General features: G+C 50.8%; 22 protein-coding genes, 1 pseudogene and 1 other annotated feature. Of the genes and pseudogenes, 13 read left to right on the forward strand and 10 right to left on the reverse strand.

Translation table 11 applies throughout. From position 1 onward, the window contains the following. The first annotated feature begins 20 nt into the window (after positions 1 to 20). The 9 genes and pseudogenes from HHI26_RS13605 (at position 21) to HHI26_RS13640 (ending at position 8282) form a co-directional block, all read left to right on the forward strand. Positions 21 to 710 carry a molecular chaperone gene (locus HHI26_RS13605; RefSeq protein WP_133842359.1) on the forward strand — a complete coding sequence of 230 codons (690 nt, stop codon included), beginning with the start codon at positions 21 to 23 and terminating at the stop codon, positions 708 to 710. Between the two features lie 47 nt (positions 711 to 757). Beyond that, positions 758 to 3166 (forward strand): fimbria/pilus outer membrane usher protein, encoded by a 2409-nt coding sequence (locus HHI26_RS13610; RefSeq protein ID WP_227535097.1) that lies wholly within the window; start codon positions 758 to 760, stop codon positions 3164 to 3166. 129 nt (positions 3167 to 3295) lie between these two features. Further along, positions 3296 to 4282 carry a fimbrial protein gene (locus HHI26_RS25680; RefSeq protein WP_159336871.1) on the forward strand — a complete coding sequence of 329 codons (987 nt, stop codon included), beginning with the start codon at positions 3296 to 3298 and terminating at the stop codon, positions 4280 to 4282. A 79-nt stretch (positions 4283 to 4361) separates the two neighbouring features. After that, positions 4362 to 5462 carry a hypothetical protein gene (locus HHI26_RS25505; RefSeq protein WP_241008281.1) on the forward strand — a complete coding sequence of 367 codons (1101 nt, stop codon included), beginning with the start codon at positions 4362 to 4364 and terminating at the stop codon, positions 5460 to 5462. Between the two features lie 2 nt (positions 5463 to 5464). After that, positions 5465 to 5713 (forward strand): hypothetical protein, encoded by a 249-nt coding sequence (locus tag HHI26_RS13625; RefSeq protein WP_133842365.1) that lies wholly within the window; start codon positions 5465 to 5467, stop codon positions 5711 to 5713. Between the two features lie 991 nt (positions 5714 to 6704). Continuing rightward, positions 6705 to 6929 (forward strand): annotated as a pseudogene (locus tag HHI26_RS25510) (HNH endonuclease); the annotation flags it as partial. An 87-nt stretch (positions 6930 to 7016) separates the two neighbouring features. After that, the gene (locus tag HHI26_RS13630) at positions 7017 to 7337 is read left to right on the forward strand and encodes a colicin D domain-containing protein (protein WP_259152088.1); all 321 of its coding nucleotides are present in this window, start codon (positions 7017 to 7019) and stop codon (positions 7335 to 7337) included. Further along, positions 7334 to 7606, forward strand: a complete 273-nt coding sequence (locus tag HHI26_RS13635) for a colicin immunity domain-containing protein (protein ID WP_133842366.1) — start codon at positions 7334 to 7336, stop codon at positions 7604 to 7606. Before HHI26_RS13630 ends, HHI26_RS13635 begins: the two co-directional genes overlap by 4 nt. A gap of 472 nt (positions 7607 to 8078) precedes the next feature. Further along, positions 8079 to 8282, forward strand: coding sequence for a hypothetical protein (locus HHI26_RS13640; protein ID WP_205945497.1), 204 nt, complete (start codon positions 8079 to 8081; stop codon positions 8280 to 8282). 56 nt (positions 8283 to 8338) lie between these two features. Here the strand turns inward: HHI26_RS13640 and tal are convergent, their stop codons facing one another. Beyond that, the gene (gene tal, locus HHI26_RS13645; protein WP_133842368.1) at positions 8339 to 9292 is read right to left on the reverse strand and encodes a transaldolase; all 954 of its coding nucleotides are present in this window, start codon (positions 9290 to 9292) and stop codon (positions 8339 to 8341) included. Positions 9293 to 9551: 259 nt separating this feature from the next. Between tal and yaaA the strand changes: the two genes are divergently transcribed. Further along, on the forward strand, positions 9552 to 10322 hold the full coding sequence (gene yaaA / locus HHI26_RS13650; RefSeq protein ID WP_159336869.1) for a peroxide stress protein YaaA: 771 nt from the start codon (positions 9552 to 9554) through the stop codon (positions 10320 to 10322). 52 nt (positions 10323 to 10374) lie between these two features. Here the strand turns inward: yaaA and thrC are convergent, their stop codons facing one another. The 5 genes from thrC to HHI26_RS13675 all read right to left on the reverse strand — a co-directional run bounded on the left by thrC (position 10375) and on the right by HHI26_RS13675 (position 16102). After that, on the reverse strand, positions 10375 to 11661 hold the full coding sequence (thrC, locus tag HHI26_RS13655; RefSeq protein ID WP_171149238.1) for a threonine synthase: 1287 nt from the start codon (positions 11659 to 11661) through the stop codon (positions 10375 to 10377). A 3-nt stretch (positions 11662 to 11664) separates the two neighbouring features. Beyond that, on the reverse strand, positions 11665 to 12594 hold the full coding sequence (thrB, locus tag HHI26_RS13660) for a homoserine kinase (protein ID WP_133842371.1): 930 nt from the start codon (positions 12592 to 12594) through the stop codon (positions 11665 to 11667). A 2-nt stretch (positions 12595 to 12596) separates the two neighbouring features. Beyond that, positions 12597 to 15059 carry a bifunctional aspartate kinase/homoserine dehydrogenase I gene (thrA, locus tag HHI26_RS13665; protein WP_159336867.1) on the reverse strand — a complete coding sequence of 821 codons (2463 nt, stop codon included), beginning with the start codon at positions 15057 to 15059 and terminating at the stop codon, positions 12597 to 12599. Between the two features lie 25 nt (positions 15060 to 15084). Further along, positions 15085 to 15206: a sequence feature (Thr leader region), on the reverse strand. Next, positions 15142 to 15213: a thr operon leader peptide gene (gene thrL, locus HHI26_RS13670; RefSeq protein ID WP_105594825.1), complete on the reverse strand. Its 72-nt coding sequence runs from the start codon at positions 15211 to 15213 to the stop codon at positions 15142 to 15144. It overlaps the preceding feature by 65 nt. 208 nt (positions 15214 to 15421) lie before the next feature. Continuing rightward, positions 15422 to 16102 (reverse strand): tRNA/rRNA methyltransferase, encoded by a 681-nt coding sequence (locus HHI26_RS13675; RefSeq protein WP_133842729.1) that lies wholly within the window; start codon positions 16100 to 16102, stop codon positions 15422 to 15424. 647 nt (positions 16103 to 16749) lie between these two features. On the opposite strand from HHI26_RS13675, the gene arcA reads away from it, so the two are divergent. Next, positions 16750 to 17466 carry a two-component system response regulator ArcA gene (arcA, locus tag HHI26_RS13680; protein WP_133842373.1) on the forward strand — a complete coding sequence of 239 codons (717 nt, stop codon included), beginning with the start codon at positions 16750 to 16752 and terminating at the stop codon, positions 17464 to 17466. Between the two features lie 34 nt (positions 17467 to 17500). On the opposite strand, the gene creA is transcribed toward arcA, so the two are convergent. Continuing rightward, on the reverse strand, positions 17501 to 17977 hold the full coding sequence (gene creA / locus HHI26_RS13685; RefSeq protein WP_133842374.1) for a protein CreA: 477 nt from the start codon (positions 17975 to 17977) through the stop codon (positions 17501 to 17503). 204 nt (positions 17978 to 18181) lie between these two features. Here creA and robA point away from each other — a divergent pair, with 204 nt between their 5' ends. Further along, positions 18182 to 19057, forward strand: a complete 876-nt coding sequence (robA, locus tag HHI26_RS13690) for an MDR efflux pump AcrAB transcriptional activator RobA (protein ID WP_133842375.1) — start codon at positions 18182 to 18184, stop codon at positions 19055 to 19057. A 48-nt stretch (positions 19058 to 19105) separates the two neighbouring features. Here the strand turns inward: robA and gpmB are convergent, their stop codons facing one another. Next, entirely contained in the window at positions 19106 to 19753 is a 648-nt protein-coding gene (gene gpmB / locus HHI26_RS13695) for a 2,3-diphosphoglycerate-dependent phosphoglycerate mutase GpmB (RefSeq protein WP_133842376.1), read from the reverse strand. A gap of 50 nt (positions 19754 to 19803) precedes the next feature. Here gpmB and yjjX point away from each other — a divergent pair, with 50 nt between their 5' ends. Further along, positions 19804 to 20352, forward strand: coding sequence for an inosine/xanthosine triphosphatase (gene yjjX, locus HHI26_RS13700; protein ID WP_133842377.1), 549 nt, complete (start codon positions 19804 to 19806; stop codon positions 20350 to 20352). Here the strand turns inward: yjjX and trpR are convergent. Then, positions 20338 to 20670 carry a trp operon repressor gene (gene trpR / locus HHI26_RS13705; protein ID WP_133842378.1) on the reverse strand — a complete coding sequence of 111 codons (333 nt, stop codon included), beginning with the start codon at positions 20668 to 20670 and terminating at the stop codon, positions 20338 to 20340. The two genes, yjjX and trpR, sit on opposite strands and share 15 nt — an antisense overlap. A 111-nt stretch (positions 20671 to 20781) precedes the next feature. Next, positions 20782 to 22704, reverse strand: coding sequence for a murein transglycosylase (gene sltY, locus HHI26_RS13710; protein ID WP_133842379.1), 1923 nt, complete (start codon positions 22702 to 22704; stop codon positions 20782 to 20784). Positions 22705 to 22976 lie beyond the last annotated feature (272 nt).

Raw genomic sequence — 22976 nt, forward strand, 5'->3', positions numbered from 1 at the left:
TATTATTGAGCGATTGTTTCATGAGAATAATTTTACTGTTAACTGCATTATTACCTTTTTTGTGTCACGCGAATGTCATTATCAGTGCGACGCGTGAGATCTACCCTTCCGACAGGAAAGAGATCTCAGTTCAATTGCTCAATAACGGTTCTGACCCCTCACTGGTACAGGCATGGATTGATAATGGCGATCCTGACTCAACCCCTGAGACAGCAAAAGTACCGTTTCTGTTAATGCCACCGGTGGTAAAGGTGTCCGCGCATAGCGGGCAACAGCTAAAGGTGCGCTATATGGGTGGGAATTTGCCAGTCGATCGCGAGTCGGTTTTTTATCTTAATATACTGGATATTCCCCCCGTCCCTGAGAACCTTAAGGGAAAAAGCGTAATGCAACTGGCAATACGGTCCCGTATTAAGCTTTTTTTCCGGCCCACCGGACTGAAAGTAAAGCCTAAAAACATAATAGATAAACTGACATTTACTCATGAGAAGGATAGCATCACGCTTCATAATGCCAGCCCCTATTACTTAACATTATCAGGCGTACGAGTTAACCAGGGAGGAAATATATTAAAAAAAGGTCTGATGATGGAACCCTTTTCTCAGAAATCACTGAAAGCAAACGCACCTATTTCCAGCGAAAACTCCGTCTCCATCGTCTATATCAATGATTATGGCGCCAGCATTGAATCGCGGAAAAAAATTCAGTAAAAATGCCTAAATTTAAAATAAACCGGGTCACATTACACTTGATGTTAATGTGCTCCCTCCTGTTAAAGCAACACATCTCTTATGCACTCACGTTTAACACTGATTTTTTGGCAGGGAAATCCAGCCATGCTGATTTGTCACGATTTTATACAAACAGTGATTTACCGTCAGGCAACTATGACATTGACATTTACGTCAATGGCGACTGGAAGGGGAAGTATGATGCAAAAGTAGTTAGCAGCCTAACAGACATCCGTATAAACGTTAAGGAATTCACTCGAATGGGATTAAGAAAAGTTATTGATAACCCGAAAAATGTAAAGAATGAATTCCTTAACGTTTATGCTCTTTCAACGGGAATAAAAAGCAGTTTTGATGCCAGTCAGATGAGACTGGATTTGAGTGTTCCACAGCAGGAGATGGACACAAAATGGCAGGGGTATATCGATCCTAAATTCTGGAGTGAAGGCATCCCAGGCCTGACACTCTCCTATCAGGCAAACTACTATCATTCGGCCTCTAACAATCATCAGAATGAAGATAATGGTTATATTTCATTAAATACCGGACTGAATCTGCTCAACTGGCAGCTGCGTGATAACAGCTCCTATAACTATTCACGAACGGGTAAGTCTGACTGGCAAAATAACACCCGCTATTTGCAACGAAATATCAGCACCATCAACTCCCAGTTACGTATCGGCGACAGCTATACCCCTTCTGACCTCTTTGACTCTTATCGCTTTCGTGGCGTGAGCATGGGGACAGATATCCGGATGTTTCCTGACGCGATGCAGGGATTCGCCCCCATCGTTCACGGCGTGGCGCAGACCAACGCCCTGGTTAAAATCATTCAGAATGGCGTGACGATTTATCAGCAAAACGTCTCCCCGGGACCCTTTGCGATTAATGATATTTTACCAACCGGCTCCGGGGGCGATCTTAACGTTGAAGTTGACGAGGCCGATGGGCGCATTCAACGCTTTACCGTACCTTATTCCTCCGTTCCCGGCATGCTGAAACCCGGCGTTAACGTCTATAACCTGGCGATGGGCCAGGTGCGGATACCTCAGATCAGCGTTCACCCCGACTTTATACAGGGGACCTGGCGCAGGGGGATGACAAATCTCTTTACTGCCTATGCAGGAGGGATCTGGAGCAGCCACTACGGTTCAGTACTGGTAGGGACCGGGCTGAACCTGCCTGTAGGGGCATTGTCCTTTGATGTTACTCAGGCACGTCAGGCTTCATACAGACACGTGGATAGCAGCAGCGGGCAGAGTTATCGGCTTGCTTATAGCAAATTTTTCACCGATACCGGAACCAACTTTGCGCTGGCAGCTTACCGTTACTCAACCAGCGGCTTTTTGACTATGGAAGATTCGGCGCAGAGGGAAAGTAACGGCGGGAAAAACACGATTGCCAATAGCGGTACCATTAATCAGAAAAACAGCTTTAACTTCAATGTGAATCAGAACCTCGGTGGCTCGGCAGGATCGCTGTTCCTATCTGGTACATTAAGGAACTATTGGGGAGAGGCAAACAGCAACAAGGAGTATCAAGTAGGCTATTCGAATACCCTCTCTAACGTCACCTTCAACGTTTCTGCCAGCCGTACCCGAAATAATGATAACCGTGAAGAGATGCGTTACTACCTTGGTTTCTCCGTCCCCTTCAGCGTATTCGACTCCCCTATCTATCTGTCGACTAACTCATCCTTCACACAGAATCACTATAGCAACAGTGATATCGGGTTGAGTGGAACCGCAGGCAAGGCCAACCAGTGGAACTATAACGTTGACGTGGCTAACAGTCGGGGCGGCAATACCACAACCAATGCCAATGTCGGCTATCGTGCCTCGGCCACTACCATGAATGCCTCATGGAGCCAGTCGTCGAACTTTAGCCAGGAAGGGCTGGGGATGACGGGAAGTCTGGTGGCATACCAGGGCGGCGTGCTGTTTGCCAATCAAGTTGGTAGCACCTTTGCCATTATTGATGCTCCTGGTGTGGCCAATGCAGCGGTTAATAGCGATGCGACCATCATCACTAACCGTCAGGGGAAAGCACTGGTTCCCTACATGTCACCTTATCGTAAGAATGCGATGACGCTGGATACCACCAATCTCGGTGATAACGTGCAGCTGCTGGGCAACCGTAAAGATGTTGTGCCTTACGCCGGGTCCATCAGCTATGTGAAATTTGAAACAGATCAGCGCAAAAGCTTCATTTTCCATGCGGTAGATCGTAACAGCGCCCCCCTACCCTTTGGGGCTCTGGTCACTGATAGCAAAAATAATGAAATTGGTTATGTCGGGCAGGGCAGCGTGGTGTTTGTCCACAGTGAAAAACTACCCGACAGGGTAATCGTTCATTTTTCCGGGGAAGACAACAGTACATGCAGCATTACCCAGCCGAAAACCAATCTGGGCAGTGATGTGAATCACTGTCACTAATCAGGGAAGAGAATAATGAAAATGCTACCGCACATCCGATGTATCAAGAGAGCGGGCAAGGTGGTTACCCTGAGTTTGATACTGTTCTTACCCTCCTGGGCAGGAGCTAACTGTATACAGAATGCCCCCGTGGATGCTCCCTTTTTGTATTACGATGCTACCAGCGCGTTAAACCTCTCGGGCAGGGCATCGTTTTCATCCACAACGGCTTATCCGGGTACTTTTAGCTGTAGCATGCCGGCATGGGGGATTATTGGTGGCAAGAACACGGTTGATAACTCAACGCCCTACTCCCAGAACACGCTCTACTTAAAATTTCCCGGCGATGCTTATGTCAGCGTCAATGTCACGCAGCCCACACCGCAAGAGTTTCATCCCAAAGTGGGTACCAACAACGGTTCAGCTATTGATTCCACCTTTACCGTTAACCTGAAGCTGTTGGCCAATATTCCCACCAAAAACGTGATGGTCATTAATGGTGACATCGCCACTATCAATCCGATTGTACTTGCTCAGGACAGTACCGGGCTGACTTTCCTGCAGAATATTGCCCGGATGCTCAGCGACTTCGCCTATTTTATTTTCCACTGGAGTTGGCCAAAACATAATTATGATATTTACTACAAAGCCCTGCAGATAAGGTTCGTGAAGCGCGTGACCACCTGCAGCTTCGATGATGATAATAAAACCGTGGTGCTAAACAATATCGATATCGCCTCACTCGCCAGCGGGGCAATGAATGGGAAAAAGGCGTTTACCCTTAATTTCAGCTGTGACGGCATGAAAAATGGTATCGCCGGGCGTAATCTTCGGGCATTTATGAGCAGCAATAACCTTCTTGCATCCGATAGTACCACGCTGACCTCCCCCGTCACCGGCGGTGCAAAAGGGGTGGGTATCCGGGTGGCAAAAGCCAGCGATAATATCCCGCTCACCTTTAGTTCGTCGGAAACCACGCAGGGAAATGCCACCACGCTGTTCTCATACACCGCCAGCCAGGCATTACCTTCGCAACTATCGCTACCGATGAATGCGTGGTACTACGTCTACAACAAGCAGATGCTCTCCAGCGGTTCCGTCAGAACCACGGCCGTGGTGAATTTTGTCTATGACTAATGGATAAAAGGCGATTGCTTTTCGTACACTAAATAGATAAATATCCCTGTGTTGTTTATGGATAAACACGCGAGGATGTATGTTCTGTTTATATCAGACGCAGGATGCCGGAAGGCGGCTTTCTCCACGGGATTTTCAGTTCGTTCAGACGCCCCGTGTAGCATTCGACAATGCCCGGATTTATTATGAAATGGATTATCGGCGCTATGCGAGGCAAGACGTATCAGGCTATCTCCCGCAACGAAAATCCGCCAATAACGATCGCTTTAACCCTTCCGACAAATACTCAGGCATAAGTGGCTACGATCCTATTTATAATGCCACAGAGTGCGACCTCAATAGGGGTCGTATTATCGGCATTGATACTTCAGAACGCTGGGATGCTTTTTACCATCCATTCTATTTCGATGCAGAGAGCAATCTGGTTTATGGCGGTTCCAGGGATCTCCGCGACTCACCGTTCGAGCAGGCAGTCAGGAGAGCCTATGAACAGTGTCTGAAACGTCATCACGGCAAAAAACCCGCTCCCACCCTGAAAAAGCATTATATCGGTGACTCCGGCCAGCAATCCCCACCGGGGAAAATGCTCAACAGCAAAGCAGCCGGGCGACTGCTGGCCGCCGGTGGTGTGTATAATGGAAATGTCGCAGGATTCAGGAAAACGGCAGAGCAGCTGGGGGGCGATGCGGTTAAGGGATATGACCAGGTACTGAACGAGACGACCAAAGGCGCTGCGATTGCTGTTGCTTCGATTGCAGGGGGCTTGGGTAAAGCGAGATTAAATTCTTTAAAAGGAACAGTAAAAACTGAAAAAGCTGTTAAAACAGAAAATTACTCGTCTAAACTCGCATATTTGGTCAATGGGAAAGAGTTCTCTATTGAAGCATTATCTCAATCAGGAAGCCGAATTGATCCATCAGTTAAGTCGGGTAACCTGACGGTAGCAGGTAGAGCGCTTCAGAAGCACGGAAGTCGTCCAGATAGCGCATTTCCTGTAGCCCGGGGCGCTCCCGCTAAAATGAATGAGCAGGGAAAGAAAATACTAGACTCAATCATAAAATCACCTAGTACAACTGTAAAAGAAGGTAATCGCTTTGGTGGCTTTGATATTATATCAGCCGATGGGAAGGGAAGCCGCTTCGATTCAAACGGAAGTTTTAGAGGTTTTTTGGAGCCATGATCATGGAAAACAACAGTAGATTGAAAATCATTATTGCCAGTGATGTTGACTACGAGCATCTGATTGCTGAGATATATTGCGATGATGAATATATTGCTCTTGTCCAACAAGAAGAGGGGAAGGATAAGCTCAAAATTGAGTTCTCTCCAACGATAAAGGTCCTGGACGTCGAATGGGTTCGAGATGCAATATCAAAGGCTGAACAAAAACTTGTCGGCGATGAGTATAATAAATCCGATTCCACATCGTAAAATTACATTGCAAAATCCTTAAATAGTGGCCAGAGCTACCGTCTGGCCTACAGTAAATTGTTTGCCGACACAGGAACTAACTTCACGCTTTTAGCCTTTGACCCACCGCTCAGGGCACTGCCACCCCGCTGTTTTCTTACCAGTCTATCAGCCATTAGATCAGAAACTGTCGATTCCGATGAATGCCTGGTACTACATCTATAACCGAAGCGCACTCTCCTGTGGGATCGTCAGGACAAGTGCGGTAGTGAATTTTGTTTATGATTAGATAGCAACGTTATGGATAAAAGGCGATTGCTTTTCGTACACAAAATAGATGAACATTCCTGCATTGTTTATGGATAAACAAGCGAGGATGCATGTTCTGTTTATATCAGGCACAGGATGCCGGAAGGCGACTTTCTCCACGGGATTTTCAGTTCGTTCAGACGCCCCGTGTAGCATTCGACAATGCCCGGATTTATTATGAAATGGATTATCGGCGCTATGCGAGGCAAGACGTATCAGGCGATCTCCCGCAACGAAAATCCGCCAATAACGATCGCTTTAACCCATCCAATAAGTACTCAGGCAATAGTCGCTACTATACCCAAAATAATTCGAGTTGCAGGAAGGCGGCAAGGGAAGGAATCCCGAATCACTTACTCGAGTAAGTGATTCGGGTGACTGAGTGCAGCCAACGCACCTGCAACTTGAAGTATGACGGGTATATCCCATTTATGATGCCACTGAGCAGAGCCTCGAAAGGGGTCGGATTATCGGCATTGATACTTCAGAACGCTGGGATCCTTTTCACCATCCATTTTATTTCGATGCAGACAGCAATCTGGTTTATGGCGGTTCCAGGGATCTCCGCGACTCACCGTTCGAGCAGGCAGTCAGGAGAGCCTATGAAGAATGTCTGAAACGTCATCACGGCACAAAACCCGCCCCCACCCTGAAAAAGCATTATATCGGTGACTCCGGCCAGCAATCCCCACCGGGGAAAATGCTCAACAGCAAAGCAGCCGGGCGACTGCTGGCCGCCGGTGGTGTGTATAATGGAAATGTCGCAGGATTCAGGAAAACCGCAGAGCAGCTGGGGGGCGATGCGGTTAAGGGATATGACCAGATACTGAACGAAAAAACGTCAGGTTCAATGATTGCAGCTGCGGCGGTCCTTTTCGCTAAAACGGCCCGTAACCCACTAACACGAGGGGAATTAAGCAGCTCTTTAGTTGAGAATAACTCCCTGAGTGGTGACAAAGCCCGCAAGGCTGGCATCCTTATTCCGGGTAAGAAAATTCCAAATATTGAAACCGTTATTGTCTCTGATAGTGTCGCTTTTAGTGCCAAACAGTTAGATAAGAAGTTTAAACATGCCTCTGATTTCGGCGTGGTAACTACGAAGAAAAACGGTGATACCATCATTGAATATCAAACAGCTATCAAGTTACACTTAGATAATACAAAAACTTATGAACACGGAACATACTTGTTAGTTCCAGGATCGAAAGTGTTCTTTAATCCGAAAACTAATAACGTAGTCGTGGTTGATAAAACAGGTAATTTTGTAAGCGGGTGGAAACTTGCTCCCCAAACAAAACAGTATGAAAACTTCATGAATAACGGGACGTTAAGATGAGCCAATTACTTAAGAACTACATTGATAGTTTTATCTCTATGGATATAACTGCTGATGTCTTTGCAGACTCTTATATGACTAAGTGGAAGATAGAACGTGATACTAATTTACTTGTGCAAGATGATGATAACTTAAGCGAATTATTATCCAGCGTATTTTGCATCACTGATATGTATAACCCAGATAATGATCGTGAAGAGTACGAATTTAATGAAGATCAACTTCGACATGAAATAAATAAAATAATAACTAACTATATTAATAATTAAAAGAAAGTCCCAGCCCTCAGTGGCTGGGATTTTTACTTTAACGGTCAACCCGCAGTTCGCTTCTGCGGCTTCGCCATCACCTGAATCCCCCCAGCAGTTCGCGCTGCTTACGCGCCGAGAGCTTCGGGCAGAGCTGGCGCAGGGAAAGCGCGAGGATAATGTTAAGAAAAGCGCTGTGCAGGTTGCTGTTCGCGGTGATATTAACCAGGGCGGTAGCGTGTACGGGAGAAAAAGGCGCGTCCGGGAAAAAAGTTGTCGCCCCGGAAGGGCATCAGGAAAAATGAGCTGTGACTAATTGAAAGCACAGGGAAAAATGGTTTACGGCGTCAGGCTCCGCATCGGATAACGTTATCATCTATCAAAAGAAATGAAGACGTTAAGTGATAAAATGGCGGAACTTCTAAGTGAGTTAGAGAGATAACAATCTGAAAACGAGGAAAAGACAATCTTAGAGTACAGTGTAGGTAGTTCTATGGATAGGGATGATCTGTATGCTGAATTATCATTCAATAGCATTCAGTGGGGAGAAATCTCATTATCTGAGGACAAGAAATCCGTAAATATTATTATCTACCCCAATAATAATGATATTCTTGAGTTCAACTATGGTGAGTTTTTACATCTTGTTGAAAAAGCAAAAAATCATCTTCTCAAGCTGGAACCATTAGCTGAATAAAGAACCCTGTATAGCAAAAACAAAAACAGTGGCCGGTTTCCCGGCCACGCGATCAATTACAGCAGATCGGCAATCATCTTATCGAGTTTGCCCTGGTCGATGGCAAAGTTACGGATGCCTTCAGCCAGTTTCTGTACTGCCATTGGATCCTGGTTGTGCTGCCACAGGAACTCAGATTCGGTCATTTTAGCCGGACGGGCTTTAACTTCACCGCTGTAGGCCAGCTTACGCTCAACGCTGCCTTCAGTCTCAGCCAGCTCTTTCAGCAGGCCTGGAGAGATGGTCAGACGATCGCAACCCGCCAGCTCAATGATCTCGCCAACGTTACGGAAGCTCGCACCCATCACCACAGTCTCATAACCGTGCTGTTTGTAGTATTCGTAAATCTCGGTCACCGACACCACGCCTGGATCTTCGTTAGGCGCATATTCTTTCTTATCGGTGTTGGCTTTGTACCAGTCGAGGATACGGCCTACAAACGGAGAAATCAGGAACACACCGGCTTCGGCACAAGAACGCGCCTGAGCGAAGGAGAACAGCAGCGTCAGGTTACAGTTGATGCCTTCTTTTTCCAGCTGTTCTGCAGCACGGATACCCTGCCAGGTGGAGGCCAGTTTGATCAGGATGCGGTCGTTGCTGATACCGGCATCGTTATACAGTTTGATCAGGCTACGTGCTTTCGCGATGCTGCCTTCGGTGTCGTAAGACAGGCGGGCATCCACTTCGGTAGAGATACGGCCAGGGACCAGTTTCAGAATTTCCAGGCCGATGTTCACAGCCAACTTATCGGCAGCGTAAGACACCTGCTCTTCTTTGTTGCTGGTCTGCTCACGCGCCCATACCACCGCTTCGTCGATCAGCTTACGGTATTCAGGAATCTGTGCAGCGCTAAGGATCAGAGAAGGGTTGGTGGTTGCATCTTGCGGTTTGTAGAGTTTCATCGCTGCGATGTCGCCAGTATCAGCAACAACGGTAGTGACTTGACGCAGGGAGGATAATTTGTCCGTCATAGTTGTCATTCTCATCAAAGTTGATTTGTCAGGGTGTTGAAAATGTCTGCCCCGGATGATAGCACGCGTACCTCACCATGCAAGGGGCGTAAATCATCACGCCACAACCGGATAAAACTGCCGTCATAAAGCCCTTTTTTCTCTGGGGATTGTCCGGTCGTCATCAGTCACCAATGGCAGCGATTCGTCACCCGACCTCACTTTTTTGCTACAGTAGGCGCAGATTCTTTTTCCGATAATGAAATACAAGGACGCGAGCATGTTAATGGTAATTTCTCCGGCGAAGACGCTGGACTTTGAAAGCCCGCTGGCGACAAAACGTTATACCCAGCCCATGCTGTTGGACGAGTCGCAGAAGCTGATCGCCGTGGCGCGTCAACTCTCTCCGGCTGAGATCAGCTCGCTGATGCATATCAGTGACAAACTGGCCGTACTGAACGCTGAACGCTTTAATGACTGGCAGCCTGACTTCACCCCGGACAATGCCCGCCAGGCGATCCTTGCCTTCAAAGGTGACGTGTATACCGGATTACAGGCAGAAACCTTTAGCGAAGCCGCATTTGATTTTGCCCAGCAGCATCTGCGTATGCTCTCCGGCCTGTATGGCCTGTTGCGCCCGCTGGACCTGATGCAGGCTTATCGTCTGGAAATGGGGATTAAACTGGCCAACCCGGTAGGCAAAGACCTCTACAGCTTCTGGGGCGATAAGCTGACTCATGCGCTGAATGCCGCACTGGCAGAGCAAGGGGATTCGGTGCTGATTAACCTCGCATCCGATGAATACTTCAAAGCCGTAAAGCCGAAGCTGCTGAACGCTGAGATCGTCAAACCCGTGTTCCTCGATGAGAAGAACGGCAAGTTTAAAGTGATCAGCTTCTATGCCAAAAAGGCACGAGGACTGATGAGCCGTTACATCATTGAAAATGAGCTGACCCAGCCTGAACAGCTGAAGAAGTTTGATGTGGACGGATATGCCTTTGACGCGGATGCGAGCAAAGGGAATGAGCTGGTGTTTAAACGTCACGAGTAGGGTCAGGCACGCCTGACCCAGGGCGAGGCATGCCTCGCCCCTGCGTATCGAATTATTTCTTCAGTAAGAACTCACGCAGATCCGCAAACTCACCTTTCATGTTGTGCGACAACAGCGGCAGATCCGCGCGCTCGGCCAGCGCTTCCGGTAAAGGCAGCTTCTGATCAAGGATCGCTTCCACGCTCTCTTTAAATTTCGCTGGATGCGCCGTCCCCAGGAACAGACCAAACTCACCGTCCTGAAGCTGATCGCGCAGCAGGCGATAAGCAATCGCCGCATGAGGCTCAGACAGATAGCCAAGGTCGGCCAGCTCGCGCATAGTGGCTTTGGTGGTTTCGTCATCAACGGCACCGTAACCCAGATCCTGCAAGCGCCAGATTTTGCGACGAAAGATCTCTTCCACTCGCGGCCAGTTATTGGGCTGGCTGACATCCATCGCATTCGACAAGGTGGCAACGGTCACGTTCGGCGCCCATTCACCATTGACGAGGAAGCGTGGCACGGTGTCATTGGCATTAGTGGCAGCAATAAAACGTTTCACTGGCAGACCAAGTGACTTCGCCAGCAGGCCAGCTGTCAGGTCGCCAAAGTTACCGCTTGGCACAGAGATCACCAGCTGATTACGTTTCTCCTGAGGCAGTTGCGCCACGGCTTCAAAGTAGTAACAAATCTGCGCCAGCAGACGGCTAATGTTGATGGAGTTTGCGGAGTTGAGGCCAATGGCCTTCTTCAGCTCTTCATCGTCAAATGCCTGCTTAACCAGTGACTGACAGGCATCGAAATCGCCGTCAATCGCGATGGTCTGAATATTGCCGCCCAGGGTGCAGAACAGCTTTTCCTGTAACGGGCTGATTTTGCCTTGAGGATAGAGGATCACCACACGCACGTTTTCCATACCGTAGAAGGCATGAGCCACAGCAGCGCCGGTATCACCCGAGGTTGCCGTCAGAATGGTGATTTTCTCATCCGCACCGCTGACATAAGAGAGCATCTGCGCCATAAAACGACCGCCGAAGTCTTTGAACGCCAGCGTCGGGCCGTGGAACAGCTCCAGCGCGGCAATATCGTCAGTGACGTCTACGACCGGTGCCGGGAAGGTGAATGCCGTTTTCAGGCGCTCATGCAGATGATGAGCGTCGATCTCATCGCCGATAAAAGCCGACAGGATTTTGCTGCTGCGGGTCACGAAATCCATTTCCAACATCGCATCGATGTCAGTCAGTTCGAATTCAGGTAATTCCAGTGGAAAGAACAGGCCTTGCTGTTTACCCAGCCCCTGCTTCACCGCCTGGGCGAAGCTGACCTGCTCATTGTGATCCTTAAGATTATAGAGTTTCATGCGTTATCCCAGTTTGCGTGCGCCTGCCGTGTCTAAACGGCAAATATGGACGAAGCCTTCATCATTTTGCAGATAGTGCTGGCGGAGCCAGTCTGCCATACGTTGTGCGGTATCCAGCTGATTGCACACTGCAAACAGCGTTGGGCCAGAGCCAGAAATACCGCAGGCCAGTGCGCCGATATCCGCAGCGGCCTGACGGGCTTCACTGAAGCCCGGTAACAATTTGGTGCGGTACGGTTCCGCAATCACATCCTGCATCAGTTTGGCGGCCAGCAAGGGCTGCTGCGTGTGGCAGGCGTGAATAAAGCCGCCGAGATAGCGACCATGCCGGATAATGTCCTCTTTACGATACTGCGCAGGCAGGATCGCACGGGCTTCGGCGGTGGACACTTTAATTCCCGGGTAAGCCATCACCCATAACCAGTCATCAAAGCCTGGCACTTCCTGGCTGATAATGCCGTTCTCTTCCAGCATCAACTGCATGCCGCCCAGGAAGCAAGGGGCCACATTGTCATAATGTACGCTGCCGGAAATACGCCCTTCCAGCTCGCCCATCAACGCCAGCAGCTGCGTATCATTCAGCGGTTTACCGCAGTGTTCGTTCATCGCCATCAAACCAGCCACCACCGAGCAAGCGCTGGAACCGAGGCCGGAGCCAATCGGCATATTTTTTTCCAGTGTCATCTTAACCGGCACGCGCTTGCCAATCGCTTCGCAGAAACGGTCCCAGCACTGATAAACGATATTATCCTGTGGGTTTGCCGGCAACTTGCTAACAAAACTGCCTTCATTGTGCAGACTAAATTCGTCGGCGGCTTCCACGGTCACACAGTCGCCCAGCAGGGTGCCATCAACCGGCGACACCGCAGCCCCCAGGACGTCAAAGCCAACGCTGACGTTGCCAATTGAGGCAGGGGCATGAATTTTAACCATGATTAAACTCCCAACTTCCACGACAGAGTACGTAACAGATCGGCAAACACGCCCGCCGCGGTCACATCATTACCGGCACCGTAACCGCGCAACACCAGCGGAATCGGCTGGTAATAGCGGCTGTAGAACGCCAGCGCATTCTCACCATTTTTCACTTTATACAGCGGATCGTTACCGTCAACGGCATCGATTTTCACTTTACACGCCCCGCCCTCTTCAATCGCTCCCACGAAGCGTAATACTTTACCCGCCTCACGGGCGCTGGCAACACGCGCGGCAAACTCCGCATCCAGTTCCGGCAGGCGTGCCATAAACGTTTCCACATCCGCAATCGCCGTCAGCTCTGGTGGCAATACGGCTTCGATGTCAATATCGCTCAGCTCCAGCTGATAGCCCGCTTCACGCGCCAGGATCAGCAGCTTACGTGCCACGTCCAGCCCGGAAAGGTCTTCACGCGGATCCGGCTCGGTAAAGCCCATCTCACGCGCCATGTGGGTGGCATCGGACAGTGACACCCCCTCATCCAGTTTGCCGAAGATAAACGACAGTGAACCGGACAGAATACCGGAGAAGCTAATCAGCTCATCGCCGGCGTTAAGCAGATTTTGCAAGTTCTCGATCACCGGTAAACCGGCCCCAACGTTGGTATCGTAGAGGAACTTACGACGCGATTTCGCCGCGGCGGCACGCATTTGCTGGTAATAGTTGTACGACGAGGTATTGGCCTTTTTGTTCGGCGTCACAACGTGGAAACCGTCAGCCAGGAAATCGGCATATTGATCGGCGACCTGCTGGCTTGACGTACAGTCAACGATCACCGGGTTCAGCAGATGATACTCTTTCACCAGACGATTCAGACGACCCAGATCAAACGGCTCTTTCGCAGCTTTTAGCTGATCCTGCCAGTTGCCCAGCGGAATGCCGTGGACGTTGGTCAGCAATGCGCGCGAGTTGGCAATGCCGCATACCCGCAGATCAATATGTTTGTTCTTCAGCCAGGTTTGCTGACGATGCAACTGCTCGATCAATGCCGCCCCCACGCCACCAACACCGATGACAAAAACTTCGATCACCTGGTCAGTGGCAAACAGCATCTGATGTACCACGCGCACGCCGGTGGTCGCTTCATCGTTATCCACTACCACAGAGATCGAACGTTCGGACGACCCCTGGGCAATCGCCACAATATTGATGTTAGCGCGCGCCAGTGCAGAGAAGAATTTCGCAGAGATACCACGCAATGTGCGCATGCCGTCACCCACGACGGAGATCACAGCCAGATGCTCCATCACGTCCAGCGGCTCCAGCAGGCCGTCTTTCAATTCCAGATGGAATTCATCTTCCAGCACGCGGCGCGCACGGGCCAGATCGTTCTGTGACACACAGAAGCTGATGCTGTATTCCGAAGAGGACTGGGTGATCAGCACGACAGAGATACCGCTGCGTGACATGGCAGCAAACACGCGGGCGGCCATGCCCACCATGCCTTTCATTCCCGGGCCAGAGACGTTAAACATCGCCATATTATTCAGGTTGGTGATGCCTTTCACCGGGTTGTCCTCATCGCTGCCATCGCCACCAATCAGGGTGCCGGGTGCTTGTGGGTTGGCGGTATTTTTAATCAGGCAAGGGATTTGGAACTGGGCAATCGGGGCAATGGTACGCGGATGAAGCACTTTGGCGCCGAAGTAAGAAAGCTCCATCGCTTCCTGATAGGACATCGACTTCAGCAGTCGCGCGTCCGGCACCTGGCGCGGGTCGCAGGTATATACGCCATCGACGTCAGTCCAGATTTCACAACAATCAGCGCGCAGGCAGGCAGCCAGCACGGCCGCTGAGTAGTCGGAACCATTACGGCCCAACACCACCAGCTCACCCCGTTCGTTGCCGGCGGTGAAGCCTGCCATCAGCACCATGTTGTCTGCGGGAATCTGGCTGGCGGCAATGCGGCGAGTAGACTCAGGAATATCGACAGTGGATTCGAGATAATGACCTACGGCCAGTAGCTGTTCCACCGGGTTGATCACGCTGACGCCATAGCCGCGTGCCTGGAGCAGCCCTTCCATAATGGCGATAGAGAGCTTTTCCCCCCGGCAAATGATGGCGGCATTGACGCTATCCGGGCACTGCCCCAGTAGTGCAATACCGTGCAATACCTGCTTCAGTTGAGCGAACTCCTGATCAACGACGCCTTTAAGCTTGTCAAAAGCAAAGCCAGGCTGTGCTTCAGCCAGCCCCTGCAACAGCTCGGCGAAGATTCGCTCAGCGTCACTGATGTTAGGCAATGCATCCTGCCCGCTGATGGTTTTTTCAATCATCGCCACCAGGTGATTGGTAATCTTCGCTGGCGCGGACAATACGGTAGCAACCTGTCCCTGCTTTGCATTACTTTCCAGAATGTCAGCCACACGCAGAAAACGTTCCGCATTGGCTACCGAGGTTCCACCGAATTTCAGCACTCGCATGTTCAAGCTCTCCTGAATTTTTGCCGAAAAAAAAGCCCGCACTGTTGAGGTGCGGGCTTTTTTTTGATTTTTCCTGTATGCGTCAGCCCGCACCGTTACCTGTGGTAATGGTGGTGGTAATAATGATTGTGGTAATCAGGCTGTTTTTACGCATTGAGATTTATCTTTTATCTGTCTGTTAAATCTGTCGGCTTTCAGAATTAAAGCAAAGTGCCAGCCAAGTCAATTTTTTTATCGAATGGCCTCTTTTTCCCGGCGATGTCGTCAGACCCTTTTCGTCTTCCTTGCCGATCTGTTCTGTTACGCTATGAAAAAATGGCAGTAAATCACACCAGTTTTCATGCTTCATCCAGCGTTTTTCTCTACAGCTTTTTTTCTATGTCATGCAGCAGTCGATGCAACATGGCGGTATCTCGCTGCTGAAGCAAACCGATACGTTGCTGCAACCAGTCTGCCAGCTTTTCATCCCCGGCGACGTCCAGCCGCTGCAACAAAAATTGCGCACGCAGGCGGAGCGCCGCAAGTTGTTCAACGTCCGCAGCAGGTTCCGTCTGCGCGCTCACCTGGCGCAATGCCGAGAGTTGATAGCAATAGACCATCACCGCCTGCCCCAGGTTCAGCGACGGATAATCACCCGCCATCGGAATCCCCGTCAACAAATCGGCCTGCGCCAGTTCTTCATTCGTTAAGCCGCTGTCTTCGCGCCCAAAGATCATCGCCACACTGCCTGTCCACCGTTGCTTCTCTTCCAGTACCTGCTGCACCTCCTGCGGCGTGGCATAGTAACGGAATTTCGCGCGAGAACGTGCCGTGGTGGCAATACTAAAATCAATATCGGCTAATGCTGCCTCAAGTGATGCCCAGTGGCTGGCATTATCCAGAATGTCACCCGCCCCGTGTGCAACGCGTCTCGCTGCCGGATCAAGGTGCGCCTGGCTATCAACAATACGCAGTTCGCTAAATCCCATGGTTTTCATGGCACGGGCCGCCGCACCGACATTTTCAGCACGCGCAGGAGAGACAAGGATAAAAGGAAAACGCATAACCACCTTCATATAGAGATAAATTCACAATGTTGATGATGCCTTCCCCACAGTGGAAAAAACATCCGGCAATATTTAACATATTATCAACACCCTGGTGGGTTGATTTAAATCGCCGTAATCGAATGATAAACCTATTTTTTCTTGATAACCCACCGAAAAACAGGCTTCATTACAATAACACTCATATTATCAACTAATTAACATTTATTAATGTGTGCCGTAACCCGACTGTTAACCCTCTGCATTAAATAGCGCATTTTAGGGGGTATTTGTGAGCTAACCTGCCAATCTGGGAAGAGTTTTTCACAAAAGTGTTAACGTGCTACAATTGGTTTGATATAAGTCAACTAAGCGTTGTTTTATTGCGTGATGGTTGTTGCCTGTGCTGTTATGTTGCTGTTAATACAGTTAGGATATACGCCGTTTTGGCACTGCCGGGGCATGCAGGATACATCCTAATGGCTGCGCAAAACCCAAAAATCATTAAGGGTTGGCCGCGTTGTTGACGGTACATGGATTGTGTATCAAGAACATCATTCTGTACTGCTGTTGTTTTGCTACTGGCTCTGAACACCAGGTGTAGCCAGCGCCAACAGCCGTATGTCCTGTTTTCGATTTTGTTGGCAATTTTAGGTAGCGAACACATGCAGACCCCGCACATACTTATCGTTGAAGACGAATTAGTTACTCGTAATACGCTCAAAAGTATTTTTGAAGCCGAAGGCTACATGGTTTATGAAGCTACAGACGGCGCTGAAATGCACCAGATACTGACGGAAAATGACGTCAATCTGGTCATTATGGACATCAATCTGCCAGGCAAAAATGGCCTGTTACTGGCACGTGAACTGCGTGAGCAGGCAAACGTGGCACTGATGTTCCTCACCGGCCGTGATAACGAGGTCGATAAGATCCTCGGTCTTGAAATCGGCGCCGATGACTACATAACCAAACCGTTTAATCCGCGTGAGCTGACCATTCGCGCACGCAATCTGCTGTCCCGCACCATGAATCTGGCCGCGGTCAGCGAAGAGCGTAAGCTGGTTGAATCCTACCGCTTTAACGGCTGGGAACTGGATATCAACAGTCGTTCACTGGTCAGCCCGCAGGGCGAACAGTATAAGCTGCCGCGCAGCGAATTCCGCGCCATGCTGCACTTCTGTGAGAACCCAGGCAAGATTCAGACCCGTGCTGATTTGCTGAAAAAAATGACCGGACGTGAACTGAAGCCGCACGATCGCACCGTCGACGTGACCATTCGCCGCATCCGTAAGCATTTTGAATCCACACCGGATACACCAGAAATCATCGCCACGATCCACGGCGAAGGTTACCGCTTCTGCGGCGATCTGCAGGATTAAGTTTTGAGGGCGAGGTATGCCTCGCCCCAACTTATTATCCCTTGCCCCAGGGGATTATCGGCACCGCACTCAGCGCATTTTTCGGCGAACCATCGACGACCTTATCGGAATAGCTCAAATAAATTAACGCATTACGATTTTTGTCGTAGAAACGTACCACCTGGAGTTTCTTGAACACCAGCGATGTCCGTTTACGAAACACCACTTCCCCTTCGGCTTTACCCTGCTTAATTTTCTCACTGAGTTCTACCGGCCCCACCTGCTGACACGAAATAGCGGCATCCGAGGTATCTTCTGCCAAACCTAAGCCCCCTTTGATTCCTCCCGTTTTCGCCCGGCTCAAATAACAGGTGACATTTTTCACGTCCGGATCGTCAAATGCTTCCACCACGATCTTATGATCGGGACCGAACATCTTAAAGACAGTATCTACAGAACCGACCTGTTCTGCCTGAAGCGTGCCGGAGCAGAGCGCTATTGAAGTGACTATTAACACTTTTTTAATTGTCATGACGTGACCATTTCAAAGAAAATAGATGACATTGTAAGGTACATGAGCAACAGTTCATGCCTTTACGATTTATCACGCGATGTTGTTTAAATCAGCGCGGATATGGGTACATTTTTCAGTTACAACCTAAAAATTAGCAATTAATGCTACTATTCGTCGACTTTGCTTACCTTGCACCAATTATGAGTAACATGAGGACGATTTATGGACCAAGCCGGTATCATTCGAGATTTGCTTGTCTGGCTGGAGAGCCACCTGGACCAACCTTTATCACTGGATAATGTCGCGGCGAAGGCAGGTTATTCAAAATGGCATTTGCAAAGAATGTTCAAAGACGTCACAAGTCATGCGATTGGCGCTTATATTCGCGCCCGCCGTCTGTCGAAAGCTGCCGTAGCATTACGTTTGACGAGTCGCCCGATTCTCGATATTGCTTTGCAGTATCGTTTTGACTCTCAACAAACTTTCACCAGAGCCTTTAAGAAACAATTTGCCCAGACGCCAGCCTGGTATCGCCGGTCATCAGACTGGAATGCCTATGGGCTGCGCCCACCGATTCGCCTCGACGACGTCAGATTACCCGAACCGACCTGGGTAAGTCTGCCGGAAATCGTGCTGATTGGGCAAACCCAATCTTATACCTGCACACTGGAGCAGATTTCACGCTTCCGTGATGAGATGCGTATGCATTTCTGGCGCCAGTTCCTGACGGAGACGGATACCGTTCCGCCAGTGCTGTATGGTCTGCACCAGTCGCGCCCCAGCATGGAAAAAGACGATGAGCAGGAGATTCTTTACACCACGGCGGTCACCGCTGAGTCCATTTCCAGCCAGTTGCATTCAACGCAGACGGTCGTGCTGGAAGGAGGCGATTATGTGCAGTTCACCTATGAAGGGCCGCGTAACGGACTTCAGAACTTTGTCTTACAGATTTACGGCACCTGTATGCCAACACTGAATCTGACACGTCGTCACGGTCATGACATTGAGCGTTTCTATACCCACGGCGGTAAGAAACGTCCAGAGCCACCGGTCGACATCCATTGTGAATATCTGATCCCGATACGACGCCAGTCGTAGTCAGCAGATGATACAAAAAGGGCCGAGAATATCGGCCCTTTTTCAGGGTTAGCGCTGCAGTTCGTCGAGGGAAGTATCCTCCAGATGCGCAATATCGCCTGCAGTCTCCACCACCCAGCCAGAAGCCAGCCAGGCGCTGTGTTGGTGATCCACGCGGGAAATTGAGCAATTACGCAAGCGCAGGCGGCGTTCCGCATTCGCCGGTAAACCCAGGATCGTACTGAGCAGTACCCCCAACGCCATCCCGTGGCTGACAATCAGTGGACGGCTACCCTCAGGCAATGCCAGGCATGCATCCAGCGCCTGATGCATGCGCTGCGCCATTTCACTCATAGACTCACCCTGCGGGATGCGGCCGTTCTCCGTGCCATCCACCAGCGTCTTACGCCAGCCCTCTTCTTCAGCATTCAGTGAATCCAGCAGGCGCTCTTCCAGCACCCCCATATTCAATTCACGCAAACGAGAGTCCAGCACGACCGAACAACCACAGGCATCGGCAATGATCTCGGCGGTACGGCGGGTACGGCCCAGATCGCTGGCAATGACATGGGTAATGCCCAGCTTTTTGACGCGATCTCCTACCTGATGAGCCTGCTGCTCTCCTTTCTCAGTCAGCGCGCTGTCTGACTGCCCCTGAATGCGACGTGCCGCATTCCATAGCGTTTCTCCGTGGCGAACAAGATAGACCTGTAACATGCGATTTTCCGTTATACTGCGACAAATTTGCGTAGAGGGTTCAAACAATTATGTACCATGTTGTCGCTGCTACCATCAATCCAGCCAAAATTAAGGCAATTTCTCAAGCGTTCAGCGATATCTTCGGGGAAGGATCCTGCCATATTGAGGGTGTCGAGGTCGACAGCGGCGTTGCTGCACAACCGATCACAAACACAGAAACGCGAACTGGCGCACGTCAGCGCGTGATGAATGCTCGCCAGGTCAGACCGGAAGCCAATTTTTGGGTGGCCATTGAAGCCGGTATTGAAGATAACACTGCCTTCGCATGGATGGTGGTGGAGAATCACAAACTACGCGGCGAATCGCGTTCTGCCAGCTTCACTCTGCCTGCCATCGTGATGAAAGGTATCCATGCCGGACGTGAACTGGGCGAAGAGATGGCCCGCCTGACCGGCGTTAACGATATCAAACATAAAGGCGGTGCAATTGGTGCTTTTACTGCCGGTCGACTGACGCGTACCAGCGTTTATCACCAGGCGCTCATCCTCGCACTGTGCCCGTTTCATAACGACATCTATCAGCGCAAAGACGACGAAGAGAGCTCAGACCTTATCTGATCCACTGAGAAGCTGTGTCTCCAGCCATGTTTTCAGGGCAGGAGGCGCACTTTTCAGGCTGTTTGACCCCCGCGTAATCGTCGCAATCCCGGCTCCCAACTCGTTTTTCAGCTCCCGCTGGCTCATTGTCCCGCGCATCAACTCTTCAACAATACGCAGTCGGGTACCCAACGCCTCACGCTCGTCCGGCGTCAGCATCAATTGTAATAGCGGAAGGTGCAGTTCGCCCTGATAGGCACGTTGCAGCAGCGTGACAAAACGCAGCCAGTCTTCGCTCGCCGGGTCAGTCGTGATGGGAACAGGAGTTGGGTTGGTCATGATATTCCGCCATACTATTTAACTAGTACAGTAGCATATCATCATCGCCGTCATACGAGAAGCCACAGCGGTGTTGGCTGTCTCTTCACGTATTCCGGCGATGACACGCAATCAATAACGCTGCTGCCACTCGCTGTCGGAAAACAGTTTATCCGACTGGTTAAGGAAGTAGCGGTAGTAGGCATCATAAGCCAGTACGTTCTTCACATAGCCGCGGGTTTCCGAGAAGGGAATGGTTTCGATAAACGCCACCGCATCCAGTTTCCCTGCGCTGTTACCCTGCCAGGTGCGCACGCGCGACGGCCCGGCATTATACGCAGCCGAGGCAAAAATGCGGTTCTGACCGAACTGTTGGTAAACCGACTCCAGATACTGCGTACCAATCTGGATATTGGTTTCTGCATCCAGCAGCTGGCTGCTGTTGCTGTAGCCCGGAATGCTGAATTTGGTCACAGTATGCTGTGCCGTGGCGGGCATCACCTGCATCAGACCGGATGCGCCAACCGGGGAGCGTGCTTTCGGGTTCCACGCACTCTCCTGCCGGGCAATCGCCATCGCATAGCTGATCGGGATGCTCTTACCGCTGATATTGCGTTCAAACTGCGGCTGCCACGCCAGTGGGAAGCGCTCCTGCAAACTGTTCCACAGTTTACCGGTAATCGTTGCCTGCACGCTGAGATCCCACCAGTTTTGCTGACGTGCGTAGCTGGCCAGCATCTGCTGCTGCGAAGTGGTGCGGCTGGACACCAGATAGCTCCATTCGCTGCGCGCCAGATTATCCATTCCCCAGTACATCAGTTCGCGAACACGGGCAATTTCAGGGCCGCGGGTCAGGCTGCCGTCCACCGCCGGGGCTTTGTCGACCTGCAACGGATACTCCACCCCCAGTTTCTGGGCGGCGACCATTGGATAGAAGCCACGCTCACGCATCAACTTACGCAGAATGCCTTCCGCCTCTTCTTTGCGCCCCTGCTCCATCAGCAGGTCAGCCTGCCAGTACTGCCACTCATCTTTTGCCTTGTCTTCGACCGGCAAACGCGCAATCCAGGTATTCATACCCCGGCGATCGTTGTTCCCCAGCGCCATCCGCACCCGGCGCTCAATCAGCGAGGTTGAATCACTGCGCATCACCACATCGTCGCGCCAGCGTGCCTGCTCACTGGTGGTATCATTGCCCATCAGACGCCAGGCAACCGCATCTTTCAGTTCCTGCGTCTGCTGATCGTCCATTTTTTGCAGCTGCACCAGCGTGGGTATCAGCTGGCGTGCGCGTTCCACATCCGTGCGCGCCAGGCTGGCAAAGGCAATTGCCGTGGCCTGGCGGGTAAAGTCGGTTGCCCCGACATTACGTGCAAAGTTTTCTACCGTGCCGGGATTGTTCTGTAAATCCATCACCGCATTGGCAATGGTCTGGTAATCCTGCGGGAGTTGCTTCGCCAGGAAGTTCACCAGATTGGTGTTACCCGCTTTCATCGCCAGACGTATACGTTCCAGCGTGGTAATCGGATTCTGCTGTCCGGCCATTTGCCAGGCGCTGAACAGTTTATCGCAGGTGCCCGGCAGGGAACTTCCGGTCAGCCAGATAGATTTCGCCCCTTCCCATGCCACCTGCTCCTGGCCGGTAGCCCATTTGGCGTAATACCAGTTACAGCGAGCCGCAACCGGCTTCGGCGCGTCAGGGCTGAAAACCAGCAACCCACGCCAGTCTTCACGCCGGGCCAGCTCATTCACAAAACGCGAAGAGAGCGAGCGCACCGGCGGCAGCGTAGGATAACGCTGGATAAAGTCTTTCACTGCCAGCCCGGTTTCCTGATCCAGGCTCTGCGCAAGCTGGCGATACTCCAGATAGGGATAGAGTGGGTAGTCACGCAGCGTGGGCATCAACTGCCCCACGATATCCATCTGTTTATTATCCCACGCCTGCTTGATTTGCAGATAACGGGTACGCTGTTCATCCAATGAGTCTGCACGGGCACTGCCGGTTACCGCTGTTAAACAGGCTGCCACCACCCACCACTGCCACTTGTCCACCATGACTTTCCCCACGTTATTGCCTCGTCTTATCCTGAACTGCGAAATATTCCCCCTTCATGCTAACCAGGAGCAGCCCTTCATGCCATGTACTCAACAAATATTTACGGAATACCCACACCGCAACCACCGTCATGAAGGGGATGGGGCCAGTTTGAGGTAAGCCGGACGTCACGCACCAGGGATGGCGCGAGTCGAGGCCCGCATGGATGCGTCTTTTGCCGGTCCGACGTGCTCAAACTGGCCTCAGACCTGTCTTCCGTGCCCCACAATTG

Source organism: Erwinia sp. JH02 (assembly GCF_013074405.1).
Lineage (GTDB): Bacteria > Pseudomonadota > Gammaproteobacteria > Enterobacterales > Enterobacteriaceae > Erwinia > Erwinia rhapontici.

Bases quoted from the DNA above. Each gene is read 5' to 3' on its own strand.
- HHI26_RS13605 (WP_133842359.1), top strand. From the start codon at position 21: ATGAGAATAATTTTACTGTTAACTGCATTATTACCTTTTTTGTGTCAC.
- HHI26_RS13610 (WP_227535097.1), top strand. From the start codon at position 758: ATGTGCTCCCTCCTGTTAAAGCAACACATCTCTTATGCACTCACGTTT.
- HHI26_RS25505 (WP_241008281.1), top strand. From the start codon at position 4,362: ATGTTCTGTTTATATCAGACGCAGGATGCCGGAAGGCGGCTTTCTCCA.
- HHI26_RS13625 (WP_133842365.1), top strand. From the start codon at position 5,465: ATGGAAAACAACAGTAGATTGAAAATCATTATTGCCAGTGATGTTGAC.
- HHI26_RS13635 (WP_133842366.1), top strand. From the start codon at position 7,334: ATGAGCCAATTACTTAAGAACTACATTGATAGTTTTATCTCTATGGAT.
- HHI26_RS13640 (WP_205945497.1), top strand. From the start codon at position 8,079: ATGGATAGGGATGATCTGTATGCTGAATTATCATTCAATAGCATTCAG.
- tal (WP_133842368.1), bottom strand. From the start codon at position 9,292: ATGACGGACAAATTATCCTCCCTGCGTCAAGTCACTACCGTTGTTGCT.
- yaaA (WP_159336869.1), top strand. From the start codon at position 9,552: ATGTTAATGGTAATTTCTCCGGCGAAGACGCTGGACTTTGAAAGCCCG.
- thrC (WP_171149238.1), bottom strand. From the start codon at position 11,661: ATGAAACTCTATAATCTTAAGGATCACAATGAGCAGGTCAGCTTCGCC.
- thrB (WP_133842371.1), bottom strand. From the start codon at position 12,594: ATGGTTAAAATTCATGCCCCTGCCTCAATTGGCAACGTCAGCGTTGGC.
- thrA (WP_159336867.1), bottom strand. From the start codon at position 15,059: ATGCGAGTGCTGAAATTCGGTGGAACCTCGGTAGCCAATGCGGAACGT.
- HHI26_RS13675 (WP_133842729.1), bottom strand. From the start codon at position 16,102: ATGCGTTTTCCTTTTATCCTTGTCTCTCCTGCGCGTGCTGAAAATGTC.
- arcA (WP_133842373.1), top strand. From the start codon at position 16,750: ATGCAGACCCCGCACATACTTATCGTTGAAGACGAATTAGTTACTCGT.
- creA (WP_133842374.1), bottom strand. From the start codon at position 17,977: ATGACAATTAAAAAAGTGTTAATAGTCACTTCAATAGCGCTCTGCTCC.
- robA (WP_133842375.1), top strand. From the start codon at position 18,182: ATGGACCAAGCCGGTATCATTCGAGATTTGCTTGTCTGGCTGGAGAGC.
- gpmB (WP_133842376.1), bottom strand. From the start codon at position 19,753: ATGTTACAGGTCTATCTTGTTCGCCACGGAGAAACGCTATGGAATGCG.
- yjjX (WP_133842377.1), top strand. From the start codon at position 19,804: ATGTACCATGTTGTCGCTGCTACCATCAATCCAGCCAAAATTAAGGCA.
- trpR (WP_133842378.1), bottom strand. From the start codon at position 20,670: ATGACCAACCCAACTCCTGTTCCCATCACGACTGACCCGGCGAGCGAA.
- sltY (WP_133842379.1), bottom strand. From the start codon at position 22,704: ATGGTGGACAAGTGGCAGTGGTGGGTGGTGGCAGCCTGTTTAACAGCG.